At 71.2% G+C, this 11380-nt stretch carries 6 protein-coding genes and 1 pseudogene; 3 read left to right on the forward strand and 4 right to left on the reverse strand.

The features are described 5' to 3' along the window. Positions 1-124: 124 nt before the first annotated feature. Positions 125-1351, reverse strand: a complete 1227-nt coding sequence (locus AAFN69_RS08350; RefSeq protein ID WP_347727704.1) for a serine hydrolase domain-containing protein — start codon at positions 1349-1351, stop codon at positions 125-127. 488 nt (positions 1352-1839) lie between these two features. Between AAFN69_RS08350 and AAFN69_RS08355 the strand changes: the two genes are divergently transcribed. Further along, the gene (locus tag AAFN69_RS08355; RefSeq protein WP_347727705.1) at positions 1840-5172 is read left to right on the forward strand and encodes a S8 family serine peptidase; all 3333 of its coding nucleotides are present in this window, start codon (positions 1840-1842) and stop codon (positions 5170-5172) included. A 130-nt stretch (positions 5173-5302) separates the two neighbouring features. On the opposite strand, the gene AAFN69_RS08360 is transcribed toward AAFN69_RS08355, so the two are convergent. Together AAFN69_RS08360 and AAFN69_RS08365 are read right to left on the reverse strand one after the other, a co-directional pair. Then, positions 5303-6007, reverse strand: a complete 705-nt coding sequence (locus tag AAFN69_RS08360; RefSeq protein ID WP_347727706.1) for a hypothetical protein — start codon at positions 6005-6007, stop codon at positions 5303-5305. Positions 6008-6009: 2 nt separating this feature from the next. After that, positions 6010-6566: pseudogene (locus AAFN69_RS08365) on the reverse strand (sigma-70 family RNA polymerase sigma factor). Between the two features lie 256 nt (positions 6567-6822). Here AAFN69_RS08365 and AAFN69_RS08370 point away from each other — a divergent pair. After that, positions 6823-7857: an aspartate-semialdehyde dehydrogenase gene (locus AAFN69_RS08370; protein ID WP_347727707.1), complete on the forward strand. Its 1035-nt coding sequence runs from the start codon at positions 6823-6825 to the stop codon at positions 7855-7857. Between the two features lie 121 nt (positions 7858-7978). Here the strand turns inward: AAFN69_RS08370 and AAFN69_RS08375 are convergent, their stop codons facing one another. Continuing rightward, positions 7979-8476 carry a DUF1203 domain-containing protein gene (locus AAFN69_RS08375; RefSeq protein WP_347728081.1) on the reverse strand — a complete coding sequence of 166 codons (498 nt, stop codon included), beginning with the start codon at positions 8474-8476 and terminating at the stop codon, positions 7979-7981. 264 nt (positions 8477-8740) lie between these two features. Here AAFN69_RS08375 and pepN point away from each other — a divergent pair, with 264 nt between their 5' ends. Next, on the forward strand, positions 8741-11317 hold the full coding sequence (pepN, locus tag AAFN69_RS08380; protein ID WP_347727708.1) for an aminopeptidase N: 2577 nt from the start codon (positions 8741-8743) through the stop codon (positions 11315-11317). Positions 11318-11380: the final 63 nt, after the last annotated feature.

Below are 11380 nucleotides of genomic sequence, written 5' to 3' on the forward strand. Positions count from 1 at the left end.
ACGGGCATTACGGTGGGACACGAAGACCTCCGTGTGCAGTGCAGCTTAGACACCTTCACCACACCGGAGGTCTTCGTCATGATCAAGACCCAACCAGCGTCAACAACGCTCGTGGTCAATACACCTAGCCGCAGAACTCCGCCGCCAGAACCGGGTCGGTGTCCCCGGCCCAGTCGCCGTTGGTGTTCAGGGCCAGCGTGTGGCTCGCGTCGCGGGTGGTGACCGACAGCGAGTTGGAGCCGTGGATTCCGCCCCCGTGGCCCCAGACCTCCTTGCCGCAGGCCAGCTTCATCTTCATCATGCCGAGGCCGTACTCGCCCTGCCCGGGATCCTGCGGGTTCAGCGGGATGGTGGAGGTCATCGCCCTGAGCTGCGCCTTCGGCAGCAGCCGGCCCCTGAACAGGGCGGTGTGGAAGCGCTGGAGGTCGCGGGCGTCGGAGATCATCGCGCCGGCCGCTCCCGCGATGGAGGGGTTCAGCTCGGTGACATCGTGGATCTTCGCGGCGGCGGGGTCCTCGGAGAGCTTGGAGTACGCCCGGCTCGACGGACCCGGCACCCGGGGATCGTGGCGCGGTACGGAGGTGGCGGTGAGCCGCAGCGGGCGGATGATCCGGCGGTCGATCTCGGACTCGTACGAACGCCCGGTGGCCTTCTCGATCACCATTCCGGCCAGGATGTAGTTGGTGTTGGAGTACGACCACTTCGCGCCGGGCTCGAACGCGGGCCGGTGGTTCATGGCGATCCGCACCAGCCGCTCGGGCTGCCACGAGTCATAGCGGTGCGCGAGGAATCCGGCCTCCAGGAAGACCTTCTCCGCGAAGCCCCGGTCGCTGGTGTAGTTGAAGATCCCGCTGGTGTGGTTGAGAAGCCGGCGCAGTGTGACCTTCCGGCCGTCGTGGCCGTTGCCGCTGACCGTGCCGGGCAGCCACTCGTGGACGGTGTCGTCGAGGTCGAGCCGGCCCTCCGCCTCGAGCTGGAGCAGGACCGTGGCGACGAAGGTCTTGGTGATCGAGCCGATCCGGAAGCGGTCCTGGGGCAGGCGCTTCTTCCCGGTGCGCAGATCGCCGACGCCGGCGGTGCCGCGCCACTCGCCGCGGCTGTCGCGGGACTGGGCGACGACACCGGGGGCGCCGTCCCGTACGACCTGTTCGATGGCGCGCTGGGTGGCCGAGTGGTCGCGGCCGGACTCGGCCGAAGCGGCGGAGGCGGAGACGGCGGAGGCGGAGACGGCCGGAGCGGCGGATCCGGGGAGTGGGCCCGCCGCGGCGGCGGGAGCCGCCAGCGCACCGGCGGCCACCGCCACCGCCGCGATCAGTGCTGTCCGGGCTCCGCTTACCGGCTTCGCCGCCATGTCCACTCCCTGTTTCCGATGAGTGATGCACCGTGATCGGTGGTCAGCGGAGAGGACTCGCCGCGCCGCCGCGGAGTTGCCCCGCCCCGGTGGGGTTGAGCGGTTACCGGCCACGGTCCGCCCCGCCGGTCCGGGTGCCGTCTGTCCGGTTCCGGCCGCTCTCGTGACTCCGCGACCGGCTCATCCTTCCTGCCCCCACTCACCACTCCTTCCGCCCATTCGGCCCGGTTTACCTGCTGATCGGCCCTCGCGCCCCGCTCGGATCACCCCTCTCACCTGCCTCGCCCAGCGGTAGCTCCCCGTTTGTCCGCGCTGGCGCATCCTCTGCGGTGGCGGATTCATGCCATGCCCACATCAGCCGTCCGCAGGCCCTCCACAAAACCCCATCTCATACGAAAGGCTGAGCGGTCATCCGGCACCGAAATCCGGACTGACGCTTCGTCACTTGCACCACAAGGGAAACGTCTCTTTCACAACCAGGGATGCTGATGACCCCCGATTCCCAGAGCTCCATATCCGGACGCTCCGTACCAGGGCGCAGACGTGCGGCACGCATCGCGGCAGCGGCCTCGATGGTGACCGCACTGGTGGCCGCGGGCACCGCACCGGTGTTCGCCGGCCCCGCCGCCCCCGCCGACGACCCCGGAGCGAGCTCCGGCGTCAAGGCGGCACAGGCATCCGAGAAGATCGGCGTCGCCGACGAGGAGCTGCTCGCCCGGGCCGAGGTCGCCGGCGAGAAGACCGTCACCGTGATGATCGCCACCAAGCCCGGCGCCACCGAGCAGGTGAGCGCCCAGCTGAAGGCCGTCGACGGCACGATCGTCGGCAGGACCTTCGACCAGCTCGGCTATGTCCGGGCCACGATCCCCACCGCGAAGGCCGACGCGGCGCTCAAGGCCGCCGCGAAGCTCTCCAGCGTGCAGGGCATCGACCTCAAGCACGAGGTCGTGCGCGAGGACCCGACCCCGGGCGGCGACACCACCCCGGCGGCGAAGAAGGCGGACGAGCAGGTCGCCGCCTACCCGGCCCCGGACGCCAACACCCCCGCCAAGAACCCGTACAACCCGTCCTTCGAGACGGGCGCCGTCGACTTCGTCGAGAAGAACAAGACGTACGACGGCCGCGGGGTGACCATCGGCATCCTGGACTCCGGCGTCGATGTCTCGCACCCGGCGCTCCAGAAGACCACCACCGGCGAGCGCAAGATCGTCGACTGGGTGACGGCGACCGACCCGGTCCGGGACGGCGACAACACCTGGCGGCGGATGAGCCTGGACGTCGCCGGTCCGGCCTTCAGCGTCAACAACCGCGCGTACACCTCGCCCTCGGGCGCGTACAAGTTCTCCATCTTCGCGGAGAGCGCCACCGTCGGTGGCGACATGAACGGTGACCTGAACCGCGACGGCGACATCACCGACCAGTGGGCGCTGCTGTACGACGCGGCCTCCAACAGTGTCCGGGTCGACCTGAACAATGACGCGGACTTCACCAACGACACCGTGATGAAGGCGTACAAGGACGGCTTCCAGATCGGTTACTTCGGCACGGACAATCCGGCCACCCCGGTGGCCGAGCGGATTCCGTTCGTGATCGAGGTCCGTGAGGACGTCGTCTACAACGCCGCCGGCGCGGTCGCCGACTTCGTGAACTTCGGCATCATCGAGGGCTCGCACGGCTCGCACGTCGCCGGTATCGCCGCCGCCAACAGCCTCTTCGGCGGCAAGATGAACGGTGCCGCCCCCGGCGCCAAGCTCGTCTCCTCCCGGGCCTGCACCTGGTCCGGCGGCTGCACCAACATCGCGCTGACCGAGGGTCTCGCCGACCTCGTCATCAACCGCGACGTGGACATCGTCAACATCTCCATCGGCGGTCTGCCGGCGCTGAACGACGGCAACAACGCCCGCTCGCAGATGTACAACCGGCTGATCGACACCTACGGTGTCCAGCTGCTCATCTCGGCCGGAAACTCGGGCCCGGGCACCAACACCCTCGGCGACCCCGCGGTCTCCGACAAGGCGATCTCCGTCGGCGCCTCCGCCACCAAGGAGAGCTGGGCCGCGAACTACGGCTCCCACGTCACCCGCGCCAACGCGATGATGCCGTTCTCCTCCCGCGGCCCGCGTGAGGACGGCGGTTTCACGCCGACCATCACCGCGCCCGGTTCCGCGATCAACACCACGCAGACCTGGCAGGCCGGCGGCCCGGTGGCCGAGGCCGGCTACCAGCTCCCGCCCGGCTACTCGCTCCTCCAGGGCACCTCGATGTCCGCACCGCTGGCGACGGGCTCGGCGGCACTGCTGCTCTCGGCCGCCCAGCAGCGCGGTATCGAGCTGACCCCGGCGAAGCTGCGCACCGCGCTCACCAGCACCGCGAACAAGATCGCCGGTGTCAAGGCGCATGAGCAGGGTGCCGGTCTGATCGACATCGTCGACGCCTGGAAGTCGATCAGGAAGAACGTCTCGGCGCACGAGTACACGGTGAAGGCCCCGGTCGACACCAAGCTCTCCGACCGGCTCCAGACCCCGGGCTTCGGCGCGGGTCTGTACGACCGCGAGGGCGGCCTGAAGGTCGGCGTCCCGAAGTCGTACGAGATCACCGTCACCCGGACCACCGGTCCGGCCGGCGATGTCTGGCACGAGCTGGACTGGGAGAACAACGTCCCGGCCCGCACCTTCCGCCTCCTCGGCGACGACCGGGTCAAGCTGCCGCTGAACCAGCCGGTCACCATCCCCGTCCAGGTGGTCGCGAAGACCGCCGGCGTGAGCAGCGCCATCCTGGAACTGGACGACCCGGCGACCGAGGGTCTCGACAAGCAGATCATGGCGACCGTGGTGGTCTCCACCCCGCTGGTCCGTCCCGGCTACTCCTTCTCGGACTCCGGCTCGGTGCAGCGCAACAGCCACAAGTCGTACTTCGTCACCGTGCCCGAGGGCACCAAGACCCTTGAGGTCGGCCTCAGCGGACTCGCCGAGGGCAGCCAGACGCGGTTCATCTCCATCCACCAGTACGGCGTTCCGGTGGAGAACACGGCCACGATCTTCTGCTACCCGAACTACGTGAGCCCGACGAACACCTGCCGTCCGGACACCCGGTCCTACAAGAACCCGGTGCCCGGCGTCTGGGAGATCGAGGTCGAGTCGCGGCGCACCTCGCCGCTGCTGGACAACCCGTACAAGCTGGACGTGACCCTGCTCGACGCGGAGTTCACCCCGGCCGTGCAGACGCTCCCCGAGGCGAAGGTCGGTGTCCCGGCCGCCGTCAACTGGACCGTCCGCAACAACGCAGGCGCCCTCCAGGGCAAGCTGGTCGGCGGTCCGCTGGGCTCGGCGAAGGTCGCCCGTCCGACGATCGCCAACGGTGAGTCCCAGGAGACGACCGTCACCATCGGTGCGGGCGTCGAGCGTCTGGACGTCGCCATCGGCGGCACCTCGGACCTCGGGGCCGACCTGGACCTCACGGTGTTCCGCGGGGCCACCCAGGTCGGACAGGCCGCCGACGCGGACTCCGAGGAGTCGGTCAGCCTGATCAAGCCCGCGGCCGGCACCTACCGGATCGTGGTCGACGGATACAGCGTTCCCGCCGGCACCACCGCGTTCGACTACCGCGATGTCTTCTACTCCGCGGCGCTCGGCGAGGTGAAGGCCGACCCGAACTCCACCGTCAGCCTGCCGGCCGGCGGCACGGCGCAGGTCGGCGCCGAGGTCGTGGTGGCCGGTCCGGCTCCCGAGGGACGTCAGTTCTTCGGCGAGGCGAAGCTGGTCAACTCGCGCGGCACGGCCGCCGCTTCGGGCAATGTGATCATCGAGAAGGTCACTCCGTAGCGCCGCGGGGCGGTGGCGCCGGTTCCGCCGGCACCACCGCCCGGGCCGCGACGGTGAGGTGACGGGGCGGGCGTCCGGGATTCCGGGCGCCCGCCCTCCTTGTCGTGGCGGTGGGGGTACGGCACCGGGTTCATCCCCGGACGTCACAGCCCAGACCGCGGGACCCCGGCAGCGCCCGGGACATCCACCGCCACGCCGGCCCGATGTCGGCGCCCAGGCTGGCGTCCACCCCCTCGTCCAGGAAGCGGGAGACCCGGACAACCATCCGCTCACCCTCCGGATAGCGCCCCGCCTCCGCGCTCCGCACATAGAACACCGTCTCGGCCGGGCCCCGGGCCGGCTTCAGATAGCGGTCCACGCTCAGCACCACCCGTGTCCAGGCGCCGGCCTCCTCCACCTCCGCCACCCGGCCATCGGCTATCACCAGCGCACAGGCCACCAGCCCCTCCGGGGTGAGCTTGGCCGAGGTCGCCGGCCCGGCGGCCCGCTGCGCGCCGATCCCCGCGAGCGCGGCGAGGATCAGCGCCGAACCCGCCAGCGCCAGTGCGGCCCTGCGGAGCCGTCCCGGGCGGCGCACGGCGCCGGGTCCGCGCCCGCGCCCCGGACCGGGCCCCGGGCTCGGCGCGGGAGGCGGCGCGGGGGCGCGGACGGGCCGCACTCCCGGGTCCCAGGAGAGCCGGGCGCCCAGCAGGCAGAGCTGCTCGCGGATGATCTCCATGTCGTGGGCCGCCGACTCGTACCGCTCCCGTGCCCGCTCGTCAGCCTCCGGGACGGACTCCCCCAGCAGCACCGCCATCAGCGCCTCGTCACCCTCGTCGCCCGGCTGGTCCGGCATGGTCACACCACCTCGTCCGTGTGCAGTCGCGCACGCATCGACTTCGCCGCCGCGTGCAGGCGGCTCTTGACCGTGCCCTCGGGCACGCCGAGCTCCCGGGCGATGCCGGTCACCGTGAGATCCGCGTAGAAGCGCAGGATCAGCACCTGCCGCTGGAGCGGGGGCAGCGCGTCCAGGCCGTCCGCGACGGCCAGGGCCAGCAGCCGGTCCTCGGGTACGGTCCGCTCCTCCTCGCTCCAGACCCTCAGCCTCGTCAGCCGCACCCGGGTCCGCTCCAGCCGGCTGCGGCTGCGGTGCCAGTCGGCGGCGAGATTCGAGGCCACCACGGCGGCCCACGCACCCACGTCCGGGGCGGCTCCTGCCCGGCGGCCCCGCGCTCCAGCAGCCGGAGCCTGATCTGCTGCACCCCGTCGGCCAGATCGGCCCGCGGGACCCCTCCCAGGGCCAGTACCGCCCGTACCCGCGAGAGCTGCGCGGGATCGAGCGGGTCCTCGCCCCCGCCGCGTACCGCCGGCGCCTCCTGGGCCCCTGTACCCGGCGTTCTCCCGGCTCGTCTGATCGGCAACGACCGCCACCCCCATTTCCGTGTTTCCCCTGTGACGCCCGGGGCGGCGGAAACGTTCGGTCCCCGCGGCTCCCATTCCGGGCGCGCGCGGCATGGCCTGCGTCACACATTCCGCCCCTTGGACAATGGACTGGACAACCCCGGCCCGGACATACGCATCATTGAGCCGCCCGCACGGCCGGACATGGCCGGTTCACGGGTCGGTAAAATCGGTAAGAACCAGATGAACCCAGCCAAAAGGGAGACGTCCGTGAGGGTCGGAATCGTCGGAGCCACCGGTCAGGTCGGCACGGTCATGCGCAGGATCCTCGCCGAGCGGAAGTTCCCCGTCGATGAGCTGCGACTCTTCGCGTCGGCCCGGTCGGCCGGCAGCACCATCGCGTGGGAGGACCGGGACATCACGGTCGAGGACGCCGCCACCGCCGACTACACGGGGCTGGACATCGTCCTCTTCTCGGCCGGCGGCGCCACCTCGCGCGCGCTCGCCGAGAAGGTCGCCGGCCAGGGCGCCGTGGTGATCGACAACTCCTCCGCCTGGCGGATGGACCCGGAGGTGCCGCTGGTGGTCTCCGAGGTGAACCCGCATGCGGCCCGGGTGCGTCCCAAGGGGATCATCGCCAACCCGAACTGCACCACGATGGCGGCGATGCCGGTGCTCAAGCCGCTCGCGGCGGAGGCCGGGCTGATCTCGCTGGTCGCCACGACCTACCAGGCCGTGTCGGGTTCCGGGGTCGCGGGCGTGGCCGAGCTGGACGGGCAGGTCAAGAGCACCGTCGAGGGGGCCGCCGGGCTGACCCACGACGGCGGGGCCGTCACCTTCCCCGAGCCGGGTGTCTACAAGCGCCCGATCGCCTTCAATGTGCTGCCGCTCGCCGGGAACCTCGTCGACGACGGCTCCTTCGAGACGGACGAGGAGCAGAAGCTCCGCAATGAGTCCCGCAAGATCCTGGAGCTGCCGGAGCTGAAGGTCTCCGGCACCTGTGTCCGGGTCCCCGTCTTCTCCGGGCACTCCCTCCAGGTCAACGCGCGCTTCGCCAACCCGCTGAGCGTGGCGCGGACGCGGGAGCTGCTGGCGGACGCCCCGGGCGTCGAGCTCTCGGAGATCCCGACACCGCTCCAGGCCGCGGGCGAGGACGTCTCCTATGTGGGCCGGATCCGGGCGGACGAGACGGTGGAGCACGGCATCGCGCTCTTCCTCTCCAATGACAATCTGCGCAAGGGCGCGGCGCTGAACGCGGTACAGATCGCGGAGCTGGTCGCGGACGAGCTGAGCGCCGGCCGCTGACCCGCCGGGCGGCACGGCGGTGCCCCGGCACCGGTCTCCACGACCGGCGCCGGGGCACTTCGCGTTCCGGGCCCGTCACACCCCGCGCACCTCGAACGTCACGCCCCGCACACCTCGAACGTCAGGGCCTGCGCACCTCGAAGAGGAAGCAGCCGTACTCCACGGCCCTGATGTGGACCAGCGCCACCGCGGGATCGGCGAACGCCTCCGCCAGCGCGGCCTCGAAGACCTCCCCGGCCGCCGCGCCCGGCGCCACGAGCCGGCCGCCCGCGATCCGGCCCCCGCCGTCGTAGCGGCGCACCGTGCGCGGCGCCCCCTCGCGGATGAAGGGGTATCCGTCCCCGCCCGCCGGGCCGCCGCACTCCCGGGCGTGGATGAAGACCGGGCCCTGTTCGTCGTAGGCCCCGGGCCGGACACCCCGCTCGGCGGCCCAGCGGCGCAGCGGCGCGTACGAGACCAGGGCGATCAGCTCGCCCGGCGCGCTCCGGCGCAGACAGCAGCGCAGCGGGGCGCCCCCCTCCGGATCGGTGCGGGGGAGGCAGGGGAGGCCCGCGTCATCGGTCTCCCGCAGCCCGGCGAGCGCGGCCGGGCCGATCGGGCGGACCCGGTACGCGGGGATCCCGGCGGGAGAAGGGGCGGCGGCGGGGAAGGGAACGGTCGCGGGCGGCGGGGTCACGGGCTGGGTCGTCATGGGGCCAGCCTGCCGCGCGCACCGCCGCCGATCCGGCGGAAAACGGACATCGCGCTCGGGCACGGTGATGGCCGGTCCGCCCCGCCGGACCCGGCGGAATCCCGGAGGTACGGCAGCGCCTCCGCATGGAAGGATGACGGCAAACGTCACGAAAACCGTCACGGAATCCGTTGGGAACAAGGAGATGACCGCGTGCCTGGCACGAATCTGACCCGCGAAGAGGCGCAAGCGCGCGCGAGCCTGATCACGACCCACTCGTATGAGATCGATCTCGATCTGAGCGGGGCGCGGGAGGGCGGTACCTACCGGTCGGTCACCACCGTCCGGTTCGACTCCGCCGAGGCGAACGCCGAGACCTTCATCGACCTGGTGGCGCCGGCCGTCCACGAGGCCGTGCTGAACGGCAAGTCGCTGGATGTCGCCGCCGTCTTCCGGGACTCGCGGATCGCGCTGCCCCATCTGCACGAGGGCCCGAACGAGCTGACCGTGGTCGCGGACTGCTCGTACACCAACACCGGCGAGGGTCTGCACCGCTTTGTCGACCCGGTGGACCAGCAGGTCTATCTCTACACACAGTTCGAGGTGCCGGACGCCCGCCGGGTCTTCGCCAACTTCGAGCAGCCCGATCTGAAGGCCACCTTCGCCTTCACCGTGAAGGCGCCCGAGGGCTGGACGGTGATCTCCAACTCGCCGACCCCCTCCCCCGCGCCCGAGGACAACATCCACCGCTTCGAGCCGACGCCGCGGATCTCGACGTACATCACCGCGCTGATCGCCGGTCCGTACCACGCGGTGCACAGCTCGTACGAGAAGGACGGCCAGTCCGTCCCGCTCGGCATCTACTGCCGTCCCTCGCTGGCGGAGTTCCTGGACGCCGAGGCGATCTTCGAGGTCACCCGGCAGGGCTTCGACTGGTTCCAGGAGAAGTTCGACTACGCCTATCCGTTCGCCAAGTACGACCAGCTCTTCGTGCCGGAGTTCAACGCGGGCGCGATGGAGAACGCGGGCGCGGTGACCATCCGGGACCAGTACGTCTTCCGGTCCAAGGTGACGGACGCGGCGTACGAGACGCGCGCCGAGACCATCCTGCACGAGCTGGCCCACATGTGGTTCGGCGACCTGGTCACCATGGAGTGGTGGAACGACCTCTGGCTGAACGAGTCGTTCGCCACCTACACCTCCATCGCCTGCCAGGCGGACGCCCCCGGCTCGCGCTGGCCGCACTCCTGGACCACCTTCGCCAACTCCATGAAGACCTGGGCGTACCGGCAGGACCAGCTGCCGTCCACCCACCCGATCATGGCGGAGATCCGGGACATCGACGACGTCCTGGTGAACTTCGACGGCATCACCTACGCCAAGGGCGCCTCCGTGCTCAAGCAGCTGGTGGCCTTCGTCGGCAAGGACGAGTTCTTCAGCGGGGTGCAGGCGTACTTCAAGCGGCATGCCTTCGGCAACACCCGGCTGAGCGATCTGCTGGGCGCGCTGGAGGAGACCTCCGGCCGGGATCTGAAGAACTGGTCCGCGAAGTGGCTGGAGACGGCCGGCATCAACATCCTGCGGCCCGAGATCGAGGTGGACGGCGAGGGCCGCATCACCTCCCTCGCGGTGCGCCAGGAGGCCCCGGCGCTGCCGGCCGGCGCCAAGGGCGAGCCCACGCTCCGCCCGCACCGGATCGCCATCGGCTTCTACGACCTCGACGCCGGCGGCAAGCTCGTCCGCACCCGGCGGATCGAGCTGGACATCGACGGCGAGCGGACCGAGGTGGAGCTCCCGGCGGGCACCCCGCGCCCGGCGGTCGTCCTCCTCAACGACGACGATCTGTCGTACGCCAAGGTCCGGCTCGACGAGGAGTCGCTGAAGGCGGTCACCGCGCATCTGGGCGACTTCGCCGAGTCGCTCCCGCGCGCCCTGTGCTGGGCGTCGGCCTGGGACATGACCCGGGACGGCGAGCTGGCGGCCCGCGACTATCTGTCGCTGGTGCTGACGGGTATCGGCAAGGAGTCCGACATCGGCGTGGTGCAGTCGCTGCACCGGCAGGTGAAGCTGGCGCTCGACCTCTTCACGGCGCCGGAGTGGCGCGGTACGGGGCTGGCGCGGTGGACGGACGCGGCGCTGGCGCATCTGCGCACGGCCGAGCCGGGCAGCGACCACCAGCTCGCGTGGGCGCGGGCCTTCGCGCTGACGGCGCGCACCCCGCAGCAGCTCGATCTGCTCCAGGCGCTGCTGGACGGCCGGGAGACCATCGAGGGCCTGGCCGTCGACACCGAGCTGCGCTGGGCCTTCGTGGAGCGGCTGGCGGCGACCGGGGTGCTGGACGAGGACGGCATCGCGGCCGAGTACGACCGCGACCGCACGGCGGCCGGTGAGCGGCATGCGGCCACCGCGCGGGCGGCGCGGCCGTCCGCCGAGGCCAAGGCGGAGACCTGGGAGTCGGTCGTGGTGGTCGGCGGGCTGACCAACGCGGTCCAGGAGTCGCTGATCGCGGGCTTCGTCCAGATCGACCAGCGCGAGCTGATCGCCCCGTACACGGAGAAGTACTTCGCGGCGGTCCAGGGCGTGTGGGAGAGCCGCAGCTCCGAGGTGGCGCAGCAGATCGTGACCGGGCTCTACCCGTCGCCGCAGATCTCGCGGGAGACGCTGGACGCGACGGACGCGTGGCTGGCGTCGGCGGAGCCGGTGCCGGCGCTGCGGCGGCTGATCTCGGAGGCCCGTTCGGGTGTCGAGCGGGCGCTGAAGGCGCAGGAGGTGGACGCGCGCGCGGTCTGACGGCGGGCGCGGCCCGCTGTGCGGGGTCCGGGGGCCGCGGAGGTGACGACTCGTCGCTTCCGC

This window comes from Streptomyces sp. CAU 1734, assembly GCF_039888735.1.
Taxonomy (GTDB): Bacteria; Actinomycetota; Actinomycetes; order Streptomycetales; family Streptomycetaceae; genus Streptomyces.

What these genes read in the sequence shown, in the direction of transcription:
- AAFN69_RS08355 (WP_347727705.1), top strand. Translation starts at nt 1,840, where the DNA reads ATGACCCCCGATTCCCAGAGCTCCATATCCGGACGCTCCGTACCAGGG.
- AAFN69_RS08360 (WP_347727706.1), bottom strand. Translation starts at nt 6,007, where the DNA reads ATGCCGGACCAGCCGGGCGACGAGGGTGACGAGGCGCTGATGGCGGTG.
- AAFN69_RS08350 (WP_347727704.1), bottom strand. Translation starts at nt 1,351, where the DNA reads ATGGCGGCGAAGCCGGTAAGCGGAGCCCGGACAGCACTGATCGCGGCG.